An 18,435-nucleotide genomic window follows, 5' to 3' on the forward strand; every position below is an offset into this window, starting at 1 on the left:
GCACTAGGTTCCGCAAAAGGTTGCCGTTACCCGGTTGCCGTCGGTAGCGGGTGCGGCGAACTCGGCCGCATCGCACTGGTATTCAAAAGGGTCTTGTAATCGCGTTTGCAGGGCAAAGAACACGCTCATATCACCCTCATAGGCCTTCTCTATGGCGCTTTCCACCAAGTGGTTGCGCGGAATAAATACCGGGTTGGCCTTTTGCATGGTGAGGTAGCGCTGCTCGGCTGGTGTGGCGTCGGCATTGAAGCGCTGTTGCCAGCGTTCTAACCAAGGCGCGAAGGCATTCGGCAATTGGAAAAGCCCAGCGATGCTGTCACCACCCCTTTCGCAGTTGGCCATTACCGCTGCGCGGTCGTTCAGGCTGCGGAAACTCAGGGTGAAGTCGCAGTCATGCTCTTCCAGTAGTGCTAGGAAATCGCGGTACAGGGCTTCGTCGTCATCGTTGATATGGGAGAAGCCGAGTTTTTCGGCCATGCGCTGTCGATACGCCTGGAGGAAGGTGTCCGGGAAGGTGTTGAGGGCGTCCTGCGCGCGCTGCACGGCCGGCTTTAGGTCCGACTCGCCCGGCTGCTGCATCAACGTCAGCATGGCTTGGGCAAGTTGCACGAGGTTCCATTGGGCGATGGCTGGCTGATTGCCGTAGGCATATCGCCCCTGTTGGTCGATCGAACTGAACACCGTGCCGGGGTGATACGCCTCCATAAATGCGCACGGGCCGTAGTCAATGGTTTCCGCGCACAGCAACATATTGTCGGTGTTCATCACGCCGTGGATAAACCCCAGGGCCTGCCAGCGCGAGATAAGCGTTGCCTGGGCATTGAGGATCGCGTTAAACAGCGCCTCATAGGGCGATTCGCTCTGCTTGCACTCAGGGTAGTGGCGGTCAATAACGTAATCCATTAGTTGCTGCAGTAGTTCGGGGTCCTGCTGCGCTGCGACAAACTGAACCGTACCCACGCGCAAGTGGCTGCTGGCAACGCGGCATAGAATACCGCCGGGCAGAGGGCCGTGCTCGCGAAAAACCGAGTCGCCGGTAGCCAGCGCGGCCAAGGCCCGCGTGCTCGGTACGCCCAAGCAGTGCATGGCCTCACTGAGCAAGTATTCGCGAATAACCGGCCCCAGTGGTGAGCGGCCGTCGCCACCGCGAGAGTAGGGCGTGCGCCCGGATCCCTTCAATTGAATATCTTTGCGTTGGCCCTGGCGGTCAATGACTTCACCGAGCAGCAATGCGCGGCCGTCGCCAAGTTGCGGATTGTAGTTGCCAAACTGATGACCGGCGTACACGCAGGCAATGGGCTGGCTACCCGCGGCCAGCGCATTGCCGGACAGAACATCAATACCTGCCGGCGAGGCCAGCCACTTACTGTCGATATTCAGCGCTTCGGCCAACCCGGTGTTAATCAGCAGGGCTTGGGGCGCGGACACCGGCTCTGCCTGCTGGCGATGAAACAGGCTGTCCGCCAGAGTTTGGTAGCTGTTGTCGAAGGGGATCGGGCGCATGGTGTTTGGGCTCTCGTCTGACGTTTGGCGGGCAACCATTGTACGTGGCCGCGACGTTCGCTGCCCGCTCGGGTCGCCAATGCATGGATTTCTTTTAGCGAGGCGCGACCTCGGCGCATTAACGCGGTAAAATTACCATTTTTCAAACTCGATTTGATAACCATAGTGACCGAGCACAGTTGCACTGATGCTTGGCGATGCTTTCAGGAAGCCATAGACCCATGCCCTGGTTTACCAAACTGTTTTTTTTGCTGTGCCGATTCGTCTCGGCCCCCGTGTTCGCACTTGTTCGACCGAACATTGTGCAGGTAGACGAGGGGCTGCGCGAGGCCATTGACGGTCGACCGGTGTGCTATGTGCTGCGCCAGCACAGCTGGACTGACCGGTTTTTACTCGAGCGGATTCTTAAAGCTGAGGGGCTGCCACTGCTGCGCGCTACACCGGGTAAACTGCCCGATAGCAGCCGCGCCGCGTGTCTGTATCTGCCGGTGTTACGTGGCGAGCGCGGCAATGACCGCGGTAAGGCGACCATGTCGGCGCTTATCGCGCGCCTCGGTGATGACACCGCCAGTGCCCTGGCCAAGGAAATGCAGATTGTTCCGGTGTCGATGTTTTGGGGGCGCGACCCCGGCAGTGAAACATCATTTCTGAAACTGCTACTCGGCGATGGTGAACGCGGCGGGGCCTTTCGCAAGCTAATGGTGATCATTGCGCAGCGCAAGAATGTGATTTTGCACTTCGCCATGCCCATTAACTTTCAGACACTGGTTGCCCGTACCAAAGAGCCGGCGTCGGCGGCGGAGCTGCTGGCTCGCACCCTGAGTTTCTACTATAGCCGCCGAAAAACGGCTGCACTTGGCCCAAGCCTGCTATCGCGCCCGGCGATTATTCGCCTGGTATTGCGCCGCCCTGAAGTTAAAGCGGCGATGGCCCAGCACCAGCAGGAAAAGCAGCTAACTGATGCGCAGGTGATAAAACAAGCGCGAAAAATGGCAGACGAGGTCGCTGCGAATTTCGACTCTCGAATGCTGCGGGTGCTGGACCTGATTCTGAGCTGGGTATTTCGCAAGATCTTCAGTGGCATCCGCCTGCACCATATTGACCGCCTAAATCGCGCCGCCAACGACCGCCAGCTAATTTACATGCCCAGTCATCGCAGCCATTTGGATTACCTGCTTATTTCTTACGGCCTGTATACCCAGGGTCTGGTGCCGCCCCATATTGCGGCGGGGGTAAACCTTAATTTTTGGCCAGTGGGTGGTTTGCTGCGTCGCGGTGGTGCCTTTTATATCCGCCGCAGTTTTGCCGGCCAGCAGCTATACACAGCGGTTTTTCGCAACTATCTCGATGTTATTCTCGGGCGCGGCTACCCGGTGGAATTCTTCCCCGAAGGCGGCCGCTCGCGAACCGGGCGATTATTGCCGCCGAAGAAAGGCATGTTGCGCATGACGGTGGAGAGCTTTTTGGCGCAACCTGCGCGCAAGGCTGCCCTGGTTCCGGTGTATGTCGGCTATGACAAACTGGTGGAGGGCGCGTCCTATGTGAAGGAATTGCGCGGCGCAGCCAAGCAGAGTGAATCTGCCGGTGGCTTGTTGAAGGCCACGCGAATTTTCAAGTCATCGTATGGCAGCCCTCATGTCTCCTTCGGTGAGCCGATTAGCCTGGATGAGTGTTTGAGCCGGGTTGAGCCGGAGTGGCGCAGTAAGCTGCAGGCCGGTGATAAGAGCTTTATACCCGGTGTTGTCGACCACATCGCCCAGGAGAATATGGAGCGTATCAATGCCGCGGCCGTGATTAATCCGATAGGCTTGGTGGCCATGATCCTGCTGTCCAGTCCGCAGCGTGCGATGGCTGAGGATGAGCTGTTGGCGCAGATCGACCATTTTATCGCGCTGTTGCAGCGTCTGCCCTACAGCGATGATGTGATCCTGCCGGAGGGGAGCGCCCGAGAAATCCTCGATGCGGCGGCGCGCACGGCGGGACTGTCGCGCATAGATCACAGTTGGGGGCCAATTATCACCGCTACCGGCAAAGAGGCGGTGATGCTGACCTACTACCGCAACTCGGTCATGCACGTTTTGGCCACACCGAGTTTGATCGCGCGCTTTTTCCGACACAGTGAGCGCGTGAATGAGGCCGAATTGAAAGAGTCTTGCGCGCAACTTCTGCCCTTCCTCAAGCGCGAGTTATTTTTGCGCGTTGACGAGCAGGAGGGCGAGGCGCTCGTTGAGTCTCATATCGATAATCTCGTTGCGCTTGGCTTGTTAGAGCGCTGTGATGAGGGTGTGTTATCGCGGCCTGAAGTGGGTACAGAAGCCTATGCCGTGCTGACCGGGCTGGGGCGGATTCTGCGGGAAACCTTTGAGCGCTATACCATGACCAGCTTGCTCCTGGTGCACGCCCCAGGTGAGACGCCGTCGCCGCGTAGCGATATTGAGAAGACCATTATCGACATGGCGCAACGCTTGGCAATTGTCAGTGGCCGGGAGGCGCCGGAGTACTTCGATAAAAACCTGTTCAGGGTCTACCTGGATACCCTGATTTCGCAAGAGTTACTGGCGCAGGATGAAGAGGGTGGAGAACCGCGTATTTGGTGCAATCCGCGGCTGGCGGTATTTAGTCAGCGTTGGGTGAGTCTCCTTGGGCCGGATGTACAGCAGAGTATGTTGCAGCTTATTCGGCGCCCCACTATGCCCAGTGCTGCCGAGGGTGGTGAGTAAGGGTTAATACGAAAGTCGCGGCCACGGTGACTAGACTAAGATATACAATCGGCTTCCAGGGAGAGGGGACGTTTCTGCATGCCGGCTTGTAGAGGCTTGATGAAAAAGCAGCGATTCCTAAATCTCGTCAAAGGTAGCTCTATTGCTCGGCGAGTCCTGCTGGTATTGCTTGTCGCGGTTGTGCTCAGCAATGCGGTGGTGATTTTCAGTACCGTTTCCACTCTTGAACAACAGCTGCTAGAGAGGCGACAGCAGCAGTTGGGTGCAGAGGCGGAGCGGTTGAGCTTGCAATTTGACGCCTATATCGGCGAATTGCTTCGCGATGTCGCTTTTCTGCGCCATGCTCCCGCTGTTGCAGGCTTGCTGGAAAGCAGGGCTGTCGACGCAAAATCGGCGGCCTCGGCGCACTGGCGCGATCATCTTCAACAAGCATTTTTGCAAATGTTGGCCGCCAAACCCATGAGCGTGCAGATTCGGCTTATCGACGCCAGCGGCCAAGAAGTGGTGCGCGTGGATCGCTATGGCAGCGATGGGCAGGTCAGAATTGTCGCAGACGCCGACTTGCAGAATAAGGCTCACCGGGATTATGTCCAGGCAGGCCTGGCCTTGCCAGAGGATGTCGTCTGGTTGTCTGACATCGGCTTAAACCGTGAAAACCACCAAATAATGCAACCTCCCCATGCCGTTATTCGTGCGGTGACGCCGGTCTACGATAGCCAGGGGCAGCGCCGTGGCGTGATTGTTGTGAATCACCGCCTGGAAGAAATGTTCTCGCGTATCGGCGAGGCGGCCCAGGACGAGTTAGCCCACTATATTGTTCGGAGCGGCGGCGACTATTTACTTCACCCAGATCGCAGCAAAACCTTCCGCTTTGAATACGGCGAGCGCAGCACCCTTGTCGATGATTTACCTGAGGCGGACCAGTTTCTCGCCGACGCAAATCGTCAAGTTTGGCAAACGCAAACAAATGTAGGCGACCAGCGCCGCCTTTTTGCACTCAAAAAACTGGGTTATCAACTGGGTAGTACGGGGCAGCAGCTAGCCGTTGTTGTGAGCTTGCCCTACCGGGATGCCATGGTCGTTAGTCGCGAGCTGCTAAAGAAACAAAGTGTGTTTGTGGTTACCACCTTGCTGGTGTTTCTTGCATTGGCCACGATCCTCGCGCAGAAAATTGTTGCGCCACTTCAGCATATGCGCACGGTAATTCAGCAAAAAGGCAGGGCGACGCGCGCTGAAGATTTGCCGGTGGATGCCTATGCAGAGGTCGGGGCCCTGGCCCGCGAGTTCAGCGCACTGCTCGACGAACTCACCACCCAGCAGCGCGCTCTTGAAAACGAAGTTGTCCAGCGTAGAGCGGTGCAAACGGAGCTTGAACAGAACCTAGGACGAGTGGCCAGAGCAAATAAAGAGCTGGAACAGTTTGCCTACATTGCGTCTCATGACTTGCAGGAGCCACTGCGTACGATTAAGAGTTTTGTCAGCTTGTTTGAGCAAAAAAATGCAGAAAATTTTGATGAGCAATCACAGCAATTTTTAGCCTTTATCAATCAGTCGGCCTCGCGGATGGAGTTGTTGATTAACGGCCTGCTTGAATACAGCCGATTGGGTCAAGATGCTCCCTGGGAGCCAGTGAATTGCCAGTCGCTGGTCGCTGAAGTCTGTGACGACTTAGCCGCAAAGATTCGCGAGCGCGGTGCTAGCGTCCGCTTCCGGGGCTTGCCGACGATTGTTGGCCATACCGCCAGCTTGCGTATGCTATTTCAGAACCTGATTGGCAACGGCTTGAAGTACGTTAAAGACGATGTGGTTCCTTGTGTTGAGATAAGCGCCCAGGCATGCGAAAACGGCTGGCAATTTTGTGTGAAAGATAACGGCATTGGTATTGACGAGGCCCATCGAGAGCGTGTGTTTCTGATTTTCCAGCGTTTGCACGGGCGGGAAGACTACCCTGGAACGGGGATCGGCTTGGCGCAGTGCAAGAAAATTGTCGAACAGCATGGCGGCAATATCTGGATAGACAGCGCAAGGGATGGTGGTAGTTGCTTCTGTTTTACCCTCTTAGGAGAGCAGCATGGCAAAACTTAAAACGATCTTATTGGTGGATGACTGTCAGGCAACCAATTTCATCCACCGCCTTGTGATCGATAATTACGGCTGCGCTGAGACTGTTGTGGAGTGCCGCGACGGTGCGCAGGCGCTGGATTATCTGCGCAGCGGCGTGGATAAACACCCTCAGCCAGAACTTATTTTGCTCGATATCAATATGCCGGTGATGAACGGTTGGGAATTCCTGGAGGCTTATGGAAACCTCCCTTCTAAGCAGAAGGCCGGCGTGGTCGTTGTGATGCTGACGACGTCGCAGAACCCTGACGATCGCTCGAAAGCTGAAGAGAGAGGCCTGGTATCCGAGTTTACTCTGAAGCCGCTCGATGACGAGAAGCTCGAAGCTGTGCTAAAAAAATACTACCCATCTGCCGTTCGCTCCCACTAGATTGCCTCCCCGTTTGTCATAATTTTGTCGTTAAATTGTCCGAACGCTGTCATTTACGCGCCGTAGCATTGCCACAAATGCATAGCGGGAGCGCGACGCGTGACAGCGCAGACACATTACAAAACCATATGGCTATCTGATATTCACCTGGGCTTCAAAGACTGTCGCGCAGATTACCTGCTCGATTTCTTAAACCGAGTGGACTGTGAAACGATTTACTTGGTTGGTGATGTTGTCGATTTATGGGCCATGAAACGTAGCCTGTACTGGCCTCCCAGCCACTACGAAGTGCTCCGCACGCTGTTCCATAAAGCGAATGCTGGCACACGTGTTGTCTATATACCGGGCAACCACGACGAACCGTTCCGGGACTATGTTGGGAATATTTTCGGTCCCATCGAAATTCGCAAAGAAGCCGTTTACACCACTGTGAAGGGTAAGCGTCTGTTGATGTTTCACGGTGATATTCTCGATGAGCATATGCAACTGCGAAAGTGGGAGAGCCTTATCGGCGACGCCGCCTACGATTTGCTGTTGTTCCTCAACCGCTGGGCCAACTTTTTCCGCCGTCGCTTTGGGCGCCACTATTGGTCGCTTGCCACGTATATCAAACAACGAATCCCCAATGCTCGCCAAGTGATCGATGTCTTCGAGCGTGCCGCTGTTAAGGAAGCGGAGAGGCGCGGTCTGGACGGCGTTATCTGCGGCCACATTCATCAGCCCGCGCTGAAGGAAATTGATGGCCTGCTGTACTGCAATGACGGCGACTGGATTGAGAACTGCACCTTGCTGTCGGAAAGCCATGACGGCGAGATTGAGCTGCTTCAGTGGACCGAAACCCAGCAATCACTCGACAAGATCGGCGAACCGAAAAGCGCAGATGTGCTGCCAATGCGACGCGCCAGTTAAGCCAGAGGTACTGAATAATGATCTCCGTTGATGCCGTTATCAATGAGCGATTTCCGCGTATTGCCAGTGGCAATCCCCATATAAAACGCACGCTCACCACTTTGTTGCGCTACCTGTTTCACGAGGCGGAGTTTAAGCAGTTTGAAAAGGACTACCCGCATCTACAGGGCATGGACTTTGTTGAGCAAGTGCTGCATTACTTCGACTTCGGCTATGCCGTTAGTGCGCTGGATAAGGAGCGTATCCCTGTGTCAGGCAGGGTGGTCATCATATCCAATCACCCCATTGGCAGCCTCGACGGCCTCGCGCTGTTGAAACTGGTATCGGAAGTGCGCGGCGATGTTAAGGTTGTTGCCAATGAATTGCTGTATGCCCTGAAACCGCTGCGCTCAATGTTACTGCCCGTGGATAATATGAGCGGCAAACGCAATCGCAAGGAAAATCTCAAAGCGATTCATGAGCATATTGAAGGCGAGGGAGCTGTGATCATTTTCCCCGCTGGAGAGGTCTCGCGTTTTAGCCCCGCCGGCATTCGCGATGGCCGCTGGCGCAACGGTTTTTTAAAGTTCGCCGAGCGTGCCGAAGCGCCGATTCTGCCGGTGCATATTAGCGCTCGCAACTCGGTATTTTTCTACGCCCTGTCTCTGCTTGCCAAACCGCTTTCTACACTGTGGTTGATCCGTGAAATGTTCAAGCAGAATAACCGCACAGTGAGAGTGAGCATTGGGGCGGCAGTTGAGCCCTCGGTATACCAGCAACTGCCGCTTACTACCCCGGCAAAAGTCCATTTATTTAAAAAGCATTTATACAAACTGGGAAAGCGCAAACGCCGGGGCGAGCCGTGTTTTATGCCTCACGCGCAACCGGTGGCACACCCCGAGGACCGTCAGGAACTGCGCAAGGCGATACGAAGCTGTGAGCGCCTGGGGAGCAGCCGAGACGGCATGGAGATATACCGCTATCAGTACAGTGGTGATTGCACCATCATGCGCGAGATTGGCCGCCTGCGAGAAGTGAGTTTTCGCGCGGTTGGCGAAGGTACTGGGCACCGACGCGATGTCGATAGTTACGATGCTTACTACGATCACATTGTATTGTGGGATGAAGAGCAGCTGGAGTTGGTCGGCGCGTATCGGCTGAAACAGGTTGCCACTTTAACCGACGAGCAAACCCTCTACAGCCAAACCCTGTTTGACTACAACGCGGACGCCGCCAGTGAGATTTTTGCCCGGGGTGTCGAGCTAGGACGCTCCTTCGTTCAGCCGAAGTATTGGGGCCGCAATGCGCTGGATTATCTCTGGCAGGGCGTGGGGCAGTATTTGGCGAAGTACCCCGAGCTGCGCTACCTGTTTGGCCCGGTCAGTTTGAGTGACGAGTTGCCGAAGGCCGCAAAAGATGAACTATTGCATTTTTATCGCAGCCACTTTGCCGATGAGCGGCGGTGGGCGAGCGCCAAGATGCCGTATCGCAGTGAGCTAAACACACCGGTGAGTTACGGCAAGGACTACAAGGAAGAATTTGTGCAGCTCAAGGCATCACTGGCCCAGCAGGGGTGTTCGGTGCCCACCCTCTACAAGCAATATACAGAGCTATGTGAGCCGGGTGGCGTAAGCTTTGCTGATTTTAATGTGGACCCGGATTTTGCCGACTGTATTGATGGCCTGGTACTCGTCGACATAGAGAAAATGAAACCCGCACGCCGCAAGCGCTACTTGGGCTACTGAGCGCGTTAAAAACAGCAAGGTAATGGCGAAGACCGCGCAGGCCAAACAGGCTTGCGCGGTTTTTTTAACTCTGTGGATTATTGCTGCGCGGCAAACTGCTGAATTACCCAGTCCGGGGCATCCAGGGGAAGGTCGTGTCCGGCGTTGGGGTGAACATCCAGCGAACAGTTAAAACGCTCAGCCAGTGCGTTGCTGCAGCGCCACGACACCATGCGATCGCCGTGGCTGGCAAGCAGGTGCAGGCGTTGATGTGGGGCCAGTTTTGCGGGTGCGCGAAAGCGCGAGGCGGCCCAGAGCTGTCGCAGTACATTACTTTTTTGGGCGGGGTGCTGCGCGCGCAATTGTTTGTGCCGATTCAATACCGACGCATCCTCGCTGTGTTGGTTGCTCACCATGCGCAGCGCCCAGCGCTCCTGACTGTCGATCGACGGCGCAAAAACACCGCGTACAAGCAGTGGCAGGGCGCGTGGCTGAATGCGCCACCAGAGCGGGCAATTTGCGCTACTGGAATTGATGAGTATGGCGCGGTGCACACGCTGTGGGTCGTGGGCTAACCAGTCCAGGGCAACCATGCCGCCAAGTGACAGCGCAACAATGCCGATGGCTTCGCCTTCGGGCAGAGTGAGCCGGGATTGCAGGTTCTGGCGGATTTGTCGGATCGACAGCGGCGATACGTCGTTGTGCTCCGTGCCAAAGCCGGGCAGATCCAGGCTATGGCACTGCCAGGCCAGGGTGTTCTGACACTGTTCGATAAACAGTTGCCAGTGGCCGGTCTCTCTGGCCAGGCCTCGCAAAAAGAGCCAGTGCTTTGGCGATGATTCAGTCATTGAGGTGCTGATACCAAAGGGTTTGCGCGATTTGCTGCATCTGCCGGTCTTGTTCGCCGTGGGTCAGCCACTCTGCGCTATTTCGGCAGGCGGCCAGCAGGAAGTCGATCAACAATAAGTGCCCCCGTAAAACGCGTGCATGGCGGTGTGGCACGGTCGGGTTAAATAGACCGGCGAAGCTAAACAGCTGGCGGGGATGTTTTTTCACCCACAGCCAACTGCCCATTTCCAGGGTGAGTGGCAGCAGGCGGCAGCCGCGCTCGCGGCAACGCAGATAAAAGTAGTCCCACATGTCGCCATGGCTGAGGTAGTGCATCGCCTGCGGGCCGAATACGTAGTTGTGGTGGGGAAAGTTGCGCTCCCACAGCAGCTTCAGCGACATATAGCTGCCGATATCATCGATGGGCTGTTTGCGGTAGGCGTGAGGAATCCAAATGTGGTCGCGAAAGCCGAAGCCTGAGTGAAAGTCTATCGCCATCATCATCCGGTCGCCGCCCCGGCTATGCCGGTCGATGATATCGCTCAGTGCCTGAAACTCCGGCTCTACCTGTTTCTCCCAGCGCCCGCGGTACCAAGGCAAATGGCGGGACAGCCTTTGCCCGCCAACAAGAAAAGGAACCCGGTCCTCGGCGTCTATAGGTGCATGGCGGTTGAGATCAACGGCGTTGGCGTTGCAGCGGGCGTCGCGCAGCATACCCGCGGGGTTGACGATAGGTACGGCGATGATGGCGATGTCTTCATCAAATTGCTGCCGCCAGTGAGTGTCCCAGCGGCAGCGTTCCAGTGCTGACTCCAACCAAGCAATCAATACCTGGCTGCCGATACGCTCTACGCCGTGCACACCTCCGGTCAGCAGCAAGCAACTCCTGGCGCGTTGTGGATCCCCCAAGGTTAGCGAGACGATGGGCAGCCGAAAATTATCAACATTAATTACCGCTTCGCAGCGGCTTTTTAGCAGCGGCCCGGCTTGGCGGCAGAGCTGCTCAACCGCCAACAGCTCAGACAGGCGCCGGTGCAGGGGGCCTCGGCAGTCGTCCATCAATTCATGAAAATTGAGCGGGGGCGGCCCGACAAAATGTCTGTCGGATGGCTGGCTGTCGTTACTCAAAGGGACAGGTCGGCGGTCACGGCGTGGTTTTGCTCGTTCTGCCAAAGGGCATCCACGAGAGCCTGGCGATTGTGCCATTGCCCGGAAAGCAACCACTCGCAAATTGCGCCGGCGACGTCGGGGTAGTTTTGCGCGGCACTGGACTGAGGCTGTCGCAGCCAGTTCGCGATGTGCTCACGATCAATATCGGCCATGGTGTCGGCAAGTTTGAGTTGACGCAGTGACGCCGCGTTACCCAGTTGCTCTGACTGGCCGGCAACGGGCTTGGCCAATACCGGAATGCCCATGTGCAAGCATTCGCTAACCAGCTCAAAGCCGGCGTTGCAGATCACGCCTCGGGCACTACACAGGTCCTGCTTAAACCCGTGCAGGTTGGTTTTTCGGTGTGAAACGTTGCCGTGGTCGGCGTCAGAGAGCGTCGGTGCATATTGGATGAAATGTTGATCTTTGAAACTTTGTAGCAACGCGGTGACGCGCTGCTGATCCTCGAAGGGAAGATAAACGAGGGTGTGCGACGCCGGTGCTAAACGTTTCTCGTCGGGGTTAATAATTGGCGGCACAATTGGGCCGCCAAAGTGATGCCAGTGCAGGCCGAGCCCCACTTTAACGGGAGCGAACAGTTTCATGATCAAGCGATTGCGAAAATCTACGCCGTCCTCGGGTACACCGGGGTGGCCAAATGCATATTGGTGGCCGACGCCGATGACGGTTTTACCTTGCAGTCGGCCGGCCCAGGCGGTAACGGGTTCGAAGTCGGTAATCACAAGGTCGTAGTCACTGAGATCGAGCGAGCGTACATCTTTTATAAATTGCAGCGGCCGCGATTCTCGCAGGGTTTGCAGGGTGCTTATCCGGCCATCCCGCGTTGCAAAAGTGAGGCCGTGGCGCAGCTGAAAGTCGCCGAATACGTCCATGTCGAAGTACTGTTCTGGCGAGCGGCCGCTAAATAGATATTGCACATCGACGTTGCGAGCGGCGAAGTGCTTCGCCATCATGCGAGCGCGGGAGATGTGTCCGTTGCCAGTGCCCTGGACCCCATAGAGTAGTTTCATGGTAAAGCGCGTGTCTCTTTGATTGCTAAGATCAACCGATCACCAGACTATGGGCAACGTGCGCGAGGGCAATGCCAAGGCCAGCGCCGGCAAAGGTATCAGTTGGGAAGTGCACGCCCAGTACCACTCGCGAAGCGCCCACGGCCACCGCCCAAAGGAAGAGTACTGATGCGGCGGCGCCAAAGCACAGTACGGCTAAGGTCGCGAGTAGGAAGGCGGCCGCGGTATGCCCAGAGGGAAAGCTAAACTCGTCCGAGGCAATGATGGCGGCATTGAATTGCGGGATTGCCGCGGGAGGCCGCTTGCGGCGACAGGTATTTTTCAACACCCAGTAGAGCGGTAGCCACACCGCGAATCCGGTTGCTACGCTAGCAACAAATATCTCGCTGCTGTGCACGCCCAGTGCATAGAGCGCGAGTGGCAGAAAGAGCTGCGTATAGCCATCGCCACTCTTTGATATGGCAAAGGCGAGCCGGCAGAGTTGCTGTTGGTGGCGAGTGTTAACGCAAGCGAGAAACATCCGCACATCGAACTGATTTATTGTCTGTATCAAGCGCATAGTTTAATCCTCTCGAATCAAACACTACCCCTGACAGCTTTCAGTTACGTGACAGCAATATTGCAGTATTGAGACAGTTCAGGCGTTCTCGATACGCAGCACATAGCCGCGGTGTGGGCGTGACGTATGGGCTTTGACGGGCACGAGCTCGGCATAGAAGTCCTCAATACAGGCCTCCGCTACCGCTAAAAAGGGTGGCCGACCGGGGTCGGCAATGAGAATTCTGCCGCAACCGGCTTCAACAGCGCGGGCGATAAGCTGGTAAACCTCTTCAGCCATATCGTCCCAAAAGCAAATATCGCTGGCGATCAGGGTATCGGCCGCGGCAAGCGCGTCGTCTGGAACGTCGGCAAAGCGCCAGACCTCGGTGTCGATAGTGAGGTCGTTAATGTCGGCCTGCGCCTGAAGATAGGGGAATACCGCTGGGTCAGCATCGCTGGCAGTCACCGCTGAATGAAAGCGTTTGCGGCAATACAGTCCTGCCAGCCCCCAGCCACAGCCGACATCGAGTACGGAGCGATTGGGCGGGAGAGGGTGCTGGCTCAGGTATTCCATCAGTAAGAATGCCGCGCCCCAATTTTTGCTGCCGTGCAAGCGGCTGTTGTTGCCGCGCTTGAGGCGGCGCATTGCTGGCGCGCTCGCCATCATATAGCGCAGGCCATAGTGTTCTCGTTGGTGGGAGCTTGTGGGCACGGCTCGGTCTCTTGGGCTTGGGGACAGACCAAGGTCGAATCCCCTTTCTCTTACGATGGCGGTAGTATACTGCCTGAATAGCTCAAAGTGGTTAACGCCCCGCGCAGCGGCGATAAGGAAGGGTAAATTGGCCAACTATGATTTTGATGTACTGGTAATTGGCAGCGGGCCTGCCGGCGAAAGCGCGGCATTGAACGCGGTCAAACATGGTCAAAGTGCTGCTGTTATCGAGGAGCAGTCACAGGTTGGGGGGGCTTGCACCCACCAGGGAACCATTCCTTCCAAGGCCCTGCGTCATATGGTGCGACAGGCGATACGCTTTAATCGCATGCCCATTTTCCGGGAAATTGGCGACCCGCGAACGCTCACGTATCCGCGTTTACTCAGCCACGCTAACGAGGTGATCGCCCGCCAAGTGGCCATGCGCAGCCGCTTTTACTATCGCAATAATATTCGTGTGATTCCCGGCAGGGCGAGCTTTGTCGATGCGCATACATTGGCTGTGGAAGGTGAAGACGGCAAACAAGAGCACTACAGCGCCGAGAACATTGTGATTGCAACGGGCTCGCGCCCCTACCGGCCCGCGAATATCGACTTCAGTCACCCGCGTGTTTACGACAGTGACAGTATCCTGGCGATGACCAATACGCCCCGTAAAATTATTGTTTACGGCGCTGGTGTGATTGGTTGTGAGTACGCCTCAATCTTCTCTGGTATCGGGATCAAGGTGGAACTGGTCAATACCCGTGACCGCTTGTTGGAATTCCTCGACGACGAAATCTCCGATGCACTGAGTTATCACTTGCGCCACCTCGGCGTGATGATTCGCCACCGAGAGGTCTATAGCGAGGTAGAGGCCAGTGATAAGGAAGTCGTCCTAAAAATGGAAAGTGGCAAGCGCCTTCACGCCGACGCCCTGCTGTGGTGTAACGGACGCAGCGGTAATACCGACCGCCTGGGGCTAGAGACCGTGGGCATCACGCCGGATCATCGCGGCCAGTTAAACGTGGACAAGCACTACCAGACGAATGTCGAGAATATCTACGCCGCCGGCGATGTGATTGGCTGGCCGAGCTTGGCCAGCGCTGCCTACGACCAGGGGCGGGCGGCATCGGCGTCGGCGCGCGGTAAGGAGCAGTGCCGGTTTGTCGACGACGTACCCACAGGGATATACACCCTGCCGGAAATTAGTTCAGTGGGCCTGAATGAGCGCGAGCTCACCGAGCAACGCGTACCCTACGAAGTGGGCCGGGCATTTTTTAAAGACACCGCCCGGGGGCAGATCAGCGGGGAAACCGTTGGCATGCTGAAGCTGCTGTTTAATGTAGAAACCCTGGAGATTCTCGGGATTCACTGTTTCGGTGCCGAAGCGGCGGAAATTATTCATATCGGCCAGGCAATTATGAAACAGAAGAACGGTGGAAACAGCCTGCGTTACTTCCTGGGAACCACCTTTAACTACCCCACTATGGCCGAGGCTTATCGCACCGCGGCGCTGAATGGCCTTAATCGCCTGTAGGCTATGCCTGCTCTGCGCTTGGCTGATATAAACCGAGACCAAAGTAGGGGTAAATTTTCATTGACAGACTGCCGATCTCAGCATAAATAGTCAGCTGAACAACCGTGCTAATTGCCGATGGTTGCTTCCGTATTTAATCGTGCTGGAGTGAGCTTGATATGGCTAGAGAAATGGCAGTGTCAGAGAGTGTTGACGACTTCGATGACAACTTCTTTGACGATGGTGGTGCAAACTACGACGACGGCCCTGATATGGGGGGGCGAGACAACAGTATTCGCCGACGTATTGAAGAGCGGCTCGAACGTAAAAGGCTAATGGAGGAGCTGGAACTGCTAGACGACCTCGACCTGTAGGCCTTCCATTCTTAACTGGCACCCGTCGGCGGTTACGATGGGTGCTGGCGCATTATTTTCCCTCGAATATTCTTCCCCACAGTTGCCGCGCATAGTCCGCGGGGATACCATGGGCAAATGTCACGTTGCAGCGTCATTGGGCTGTCGCTGCGACAACGTTATTTCTTGCACAATCAAAAAACATAACAGGAAGCGTAAATGAACTGGAAATCCCTGTCTGCGATCGTGATCATTGCTGCTGTTGGCGCCTTCGTCTGGTTTGTGGTCGAGCGCTCGGCAAACAGTGAATTCAACGAGCCTGAGACCAGCTCGGAGGATTTCCAGGCCTCTATGCCGCCGAAAACATCTGCGATAAAAGAAACGCTGGCGGTCGAGCAGGAGCAAGACTATCAAGAGCAAGCGGCCAAGGCGCCGGCGCCTCCGCGAGAAATAGATGGCAGTGATGACCAGGTGCGAGACGCGGCAACGGAACTGTCTCCGTCATTGGGGCAGTGGCTGCAACCACAGCATCAAATTCGTAAGTGGGTCGCTTTGGTCGATCAAATGGCGCGTTTTCGCCTGCCAAACAAACACCTGCCGATCAGTTACGACAAAGAGGCCTTTTTGGTCATTAAGACTGAAAAGGGCATGGCAAACGACCCCGGTAACTTCCGCCGCTGGGAACCGCTGGTAAATGCGGTTACCGCCTTAGATCCGAAAAAAGTCGCGATCTACTATAAAAAATGGTCGCCCTTCCTGGAGTCGAGCTACAACGAATTAGGTAATCCGCAGTCCTTTGATAATCAGCTACGTACCACGATTGAGCACTTGCTGATCGTTGAGCCGATTCCCGCCGATGCGGAATTGCGCCGCCCAAAAGTGTTCTATGAATACGCTGACCCGGTTCTGGAAAATGCCGACCCGCTCAGTAAGTGGCTGTGGCGTTTGGGCCCGGATAACATGAAGTCATTGCAAGACTGGTTGCGTCAGCTACAAAGCTACTTGTAAGGCCTGCTTTCAGCCACCCGTTTGGAGGGTGGCTGAAGATCCCTCCCACGCTACACTCGCCTCAAAGATGAATAATGAGGCAGCTATGACCCTTTCTCCTGTTGATATTTCCGGTAGTCGAATCCTTCTTGCTGGCCCCGGTGGCCAAGTGGCCGCGCCCATTGTCGAAGCGCTTGCTGCGCAGTGTGAGCTGACCGCGGTGGCGCGTTTTTCTGACGAGAAGCAGCGTCAGCAGCTCGAGGCAATGGGCGTCAACACTGTCAAAGGAGACCTTGCGGATCACCGCAGTTTGGAGGCCTGCCCCAGTGATGTGGACTACGTGATCAACCTGGCGGTGGTCAAAAGTGGTGACTTTGACTACGACCTGAGAGCAAACGCCGAAGGCATCGGGAATTTGATGGCGCATTGCCGCAGTGCCAAAGCTGTGCTGCATTTCTCATCAACGGCCGTCTATGAATACGCCGGTCAGGAGCCGCGCGAAGAGAGTGCGCCGCTTGGCGATAATCACCGGGCAATGTTCCCGACCTACAGTTTGTCGAAGATTGCTGCTGAGTCGGTCTGTCGCTTCGCCGCTCGCCAATACGGTATTCCAACGACGATTGCCCGCTTGAGTGTCCCCTATGGCAACAATGGTGGTTGGCCGTTTTTCCACCTGCTGATGATGAAAGAGGGGATGGATATTGACGTCCACCCTGAGGCGCCGAACTTCTATAACTTGTTGCACAGCAGTGACTATATTGAGAAATTGCCCTACCTGCTGGCGGCGGCCAGCACAGAGGTGTGCACGGTAAATTTCGGCGGCTCTGAAGCGGTGAGTATTGAGCAGTGGTGTGAATACTTGGGCGAACTCTGTGGCTTGCAGCCGCGCTTCCGAGACAACCCACAAGCCTTTGGTAGCTTGCAAATCGACACCGAAAAAATGCACGCATTAATCGGGCCGACTAAAAAAGACTGGCGCCAGGGGCTGCGAGAAATGGTAGAGCAGCTGGCGCCAGAGTTACTGCTTGCCTAAGCGCTGATCGGTGACAATTCCCCGATCAGGTGTGGCTTGCCGCTAGCGGCGTCACGCAGTTCAAAGACTGTGTTGTCGGGGCCTTTTTCGTAGTGAAGTTCGGCCTTCGATGGAAGAAACACGGGGGTCTTAAATTCCACGCGACAGCGCAGGGCGTCGCCGCCATCGATGAGCTTCGCCATGCACGCGGCCTTACTCCACATGCCGTGTACCACCATTTTCTTAAAGCCCAGCACCTTGGCGCTGAGGTCGTGTAAGTGAATGGGGTTGAAGTCGCCCGAGGCAAGGGCGTAATGACGAGCCGTGCTGTTAGGGATGTGCATGGCCTCTTGGTTAGCATAGCGCCGGGCTTCGCGCGGCTTGCTCTTGGCGGGTTTGGCAATCCCGGTCTTGCGTCGCGACAGGTACTGGCTGCGGTCTTCCCAGACACACTCATCGCCAGCGTAAACGAGACATTCAAATGTAAACTCAACCCCTCTGGCGGTGAGTTCATGGTCACTCAGGCGGCACACCATGCGCAGTGTTTCGCTGCTGTTAATAGCGCGGTGCTGAATGATTTCATTGTTCAGGTGCACACAGCCCATTGCCGCAACGGGAAAGTCGCGCTGTATCATTAGCTGCATTTGCAGCCGGAAGACCATAATATGCAGGAAACTCGCGGGCAGGGTGTTGCCGTTCAGGCTAAAGCCGCAGGATTTGGCATAGCGTTTGAGCTGTCGTTGGCTGTAACGCACTGGCGCCAGCTCAATGCTGCGTTCAGGGAAGTTAAGCGCTTTGCTTTGGCGCTTGGGCAATGCCGCTCTGGCGAGGAGGGGGGCGAGGGCCGGTAGACGTTTGATTTTTAGTTCCTGAGCGACGCTCATGCTACTCTTACTCCTTATTCGGTGCAGCTTCACAGTATAATCAATGCTGAGCAGTAAATTATTTGCTGATGAGGCAGAATTGATTCTGCGCTCCGGCCAATCCCAGCCATGAAGT

16 protein-coding genes are annotated in these 18,435 nt (G+C 56.0%); 9 read left to right on the top strand and 7 right to left on the bottom strand.

The features are described from left to right. Nucleotides 1–3 precede the first annotated feature (3 nt). Nucleotides 4–1,503 (bottom strand): protein adenylyltransferase SelO, encoded by a 1,500-nt coding sequence (locus tag AC2Q8J_RS15555; protein WP_486451740.1) that lies wholly within the window; start codon nt 1,501–1,503, stop codon nt 4–6. 221 nt (nt 1,504–1,724) lie between these two features. On the opposite strand from AC2Q8J_RS15555, the gene plsB reads away from it, so the two are divergent. The 5 genes from plsB (at nt 1,725) to olsF (ending at nt 9,347) form a co-directional block, all read left to right on the top strand. After that, on the top strand, nt 1,725–4,223 hold the full coding sequence (plsB, locus tag AC2Q8J_RS15560; protein WP_486451741.1) for a glycerol-3-phosphate 1-O-acyltransferase PlsB: 2,499 nt from the start codon (nt 1,725–1,727) through the stop codon (nt 4,221–4,223). 99 nt (nt 4,224–4,322) lie between these two features. Beyond that, nucleotides 4,323–6,308 (top strand): ATP-binding protein, encoded by a 1,986-nt coding sequence (locus AC2Q8J_RS15565; protein WP_486451742.1) that lies wholly within the window; start codon nt 4,323–4,325, stop codon nt 6,306–6,308. Further along, nucleotides 6,295–6,714 (top strand): response regulator, encoded by a 420-nt coding sequence (locus tag AC2Q8J_RS15570; protein ID WP_486451743.1) that lies wholly within the window; start codon nt 6,295–6,297, stop codon nt 6,712–6,714. The genes AC2Q8J_RS15565 and AC2Q8J_RS15570 overlap by 14 nt, the downstream gene beginning before the upstream one ends. Nucleotides 6,715–6,813: 99 nt before the next feature. Next, nucleotides 6,814–7,623 (top strand): metallophosphoesterase, encoded by an 810-nt coding sequence (locus AC2Q8J_RS15575; protein ID WP_204996029.1) that lies wholly within the window; start codon nt 6,814–6,816, stop codon nt 7,621–7,623. 17 nt (nt 7,624–7,640) lie between these two features. Beyond that, entirely contained in the window at nt 7,641–9,347 is a 1,707-nt protein-coding gene (gene olsF, locus AC2Q8J_RS15580) for a bifunctional ornithine lipid synthase OlsF (protein WP_486451744.1), read from the top strand. A 77-nt stretch (nt 9,348–9,424) separates the two neighbouring features. Here the strand turns inward: olsF and AC2Q8J_RS15585 are convergent, their stop codons facing one another. The 5 genes from AC2Q8J_RS15585 to AC2Q8J_RS15605 form a co-directional block, all read right to left on the bottom strand. Beyond that, on the bottom strand, nt 9,425–10,174 hold the full coding sequence (locus tag AC2Q8J_RS15585; RefSeq protein ID WP_486451745.1) for an alpha/beta fold hydrolase: 750 nt from the start codon (nt 10,172–10,174) through the stop codon (nt 9,425–9,427). Beyond that, nucleotides 10,167–11,282: a DUF2817 domain-containing protein gene (locus tag AC2Q8J_RS15590; protein WP_486451746.1), complete on the bottom strand. Its 1,116-nt coding sequence runs from the start codon at nt 11,280–11,282 to the stop codon at nt 10,167–10,169. The genes AC2Q8J_RS15585 and AC2Q8J_RS15590 overlap by 8 nt, the downstream gene beginning before the upstream one ends. Continuing rightward, nucleotides 11,279–12,334 (bottom strand): MJ1255/VC2487 family glycosyltransferase, encoded by a 1,056-nt coding sequence (locus AC2Q8J_RS15595; protein ID WP_486451747.1) that lies wholly within the window; start codon nt 12,332–12,334, stop codon nt 11,279–11,281. Before AC2Q8J_RS15595 ends, AC2Q8J_RS15590 begins: the two co-directional genes overlap by 4 nt. 31 nt (nt 12,335–12,365) lie before the next feature. After that, nucleotides 12,366–12,893, bottom strand: a complete 528-nt coding sequence (locus tag AC2Q8J_RS15600; protein WP_424143297.1) for a phosphatase PAP2 family protein — start codon at nt 12,891–12,893, stop codon at nt 12,366–12,368. Between the two features lie 78 nt (nt 12,894–12,971). Continuing rightward, nucleotides 12,972–13,586 carry a class I SAM-dependent methyltransferase gene (locus AC2Q8J_RS15605; protein ID WP_338061836.1) on the bottom strand — a complete coding sequence of 205 codons (615 nt, stop codon included), beginning with the start codon at nt 13,584–13,586 and terminating at the stop codon, nt 12,972–12,974. A 127-nt stretch (nt 13,587–13,713) separates the two neighbouring features. Between AC2Q8J_RS15605 and sthA the strand changes: the two genes are divergently transcribed. The 4 genes from sthA (at nt 13,714) to AC2Q8J_RS15625 (ending at nt 17,457) form a co-directional block, all read left to right on the top strand. Then, complete coding sequence (gene sthA, locus AC2Q8J_RS15610) at nt 13,714–15,105, top strand: Si-specific NAD(P)(+) transhydrogenase (protein ID WP_486451748.1); 1,392 nt, start codon at nt 13,714–13,716, stop codon at nt 15,103–15,105. Nucleotides 15,106–15,263: 158 nt separating this feature from the next. Continuing rightward, nucleotides 15,264–15,458: a hypothetical protein gene (locus tag AC2Q8J_RS15615; RefSeq protein ID WP_027873520.1), complete on the top strand. Its 195-nt coding sequence runs from the start codon at nt 15,264–15,266 to the stop codon at nt 15,456–15,458. A 198-nt stretch (nt 15,459–15,656) separates the two neighbouring features. Then, nucleotides 15,657–16,445 carry a DUF3014 domain-containing protein gene (locus AC2Q8J_RS15620; protein ID WP_486451749.1) on the top strand — a complete coding sequence of 263 codons (789 nt, stop codon included), beginning with the start codon at nt 15,657–15,659 and terminating at the stop codon, nt 16,443–16,445. A gap of 85 nt (nt 16,446–16,530) precedes the next feature. After that, on the top strand, nt 16,531–17,457 hold the full coding sequence (locus AC2Q8J_RS15625) for an NAD-dependent epimerase/dehydratase family protein (RefSeq protein ID WP_486451750.1): 927 nt from the start codon (nt 16,531–16,533) through the stop codon (nt 17,455–17,457). Here the strand turns inward: AC2Q8J_RS15625 and AC2Q8J_RS15630 are convergent. Beyond that, nucleotides 17,454–18,320, bottom strand: a complete 867-nt coding sequence (locus AC2Q8J_RS15630; RefSeq protein WP_486451751.1) for a MaoC family dehydratase — start codon at nt 18,318–18,320, stop codon at nt 17,454–17,456. The two genes, AC2Q8J_RS15625 and AC2Q8J_RS15630, sit on opposite strands and share 4 nt — an antisense overlap. Nucleotides 18,321–18,435 lie beyond the last annotated feature (115 nt).

Source organism: Spongiibacter sp. C9W (assembly GCF_057370015.1).

Coding starts and splice junctions, on each gene's coding strand:
- AC2Q8J_RS15555 (WP_486451740.1), bottom strand. CDS start 1,503: ATGCGCCCGATCCCCTTCGACAACAGCTACCAAACTCTGGCGGACAGC.
- plsB (WP_486451741.1), top strand. CDS start 1,725: ATGCCCTGGTTTACCAAACTGTTTTTTTTGCTGTGCCGATTCGTCTCG.
- AC2Q8J_RS15565 (WP_486451742.1), top strand. CDS start 4,323: ATGAAAAAGCAGCGATTCCTAAATCTCGTCAAAGGTAGCTCTATTGCT.
- AC2Q8J_RS15570 (WP_486451743.1), top strand. CDS start 6,295: ATGGCAAAACTTAAAACGATCTTATTGGTGGATGACTGTCAGGCAACC.
- olsF (WP_486451744.1), top strand. CDS start 7,641: ATGATCTCCGTTGATGCCGTTATCAATGAGCGATTTCCGCGTATTGCC.
- AC2Q8J_RS15585 (WP_486451745.1), bottom strand. CDS start 10,174: ATGACTGAATCATCGCCAAAGCACTGGCTCTTTTTGCGAGGCCTGGCC.
- AC2Q8J_RS15595 (WP_486451747.1), bottom strand. CDS start 12,334: ATGAAACTACTCTATGGGGTCCAGGGCACTGGCAACGGACACATCTCC.
- AC2Q8J_RS15600 (WP_424143297.1), bottom strand. CDS start 12,893: ATGCGCTTGATACAGACAATAAATCAGTTCGATGTGCGGATGTTTCTC.
- AC2Q8J_RS15615 (WP_027873520.1), top strand. CDS start 15,264: ATGGCTAGAGAAATGGCAGTGTCAGAGAGTGTTGACGACTTCGATGAC.
- AC2Q8J_RS15620 (WP_486451749.1), top strand. CDS start 15,657: ATGAACTGGAAATCCCTGTCTGCGATCGTGATCATTGCTGCTGTTGGC.
- AC2Q8J_RS15625 (WP_486451750.1), top strand. CDS start 16,531: ATGACCCTTTCTCCTGTTGATATTTCCGGTAGTCGAATCCTTCTTGCT.
- AC2Q8J_RS15630 (WP_486451751.1), bottom strand. CDS start 18,320: ATGAGCGTCGCTCAGGAACTAAAAATCAAACGTCTACCGGCCCTCGCC.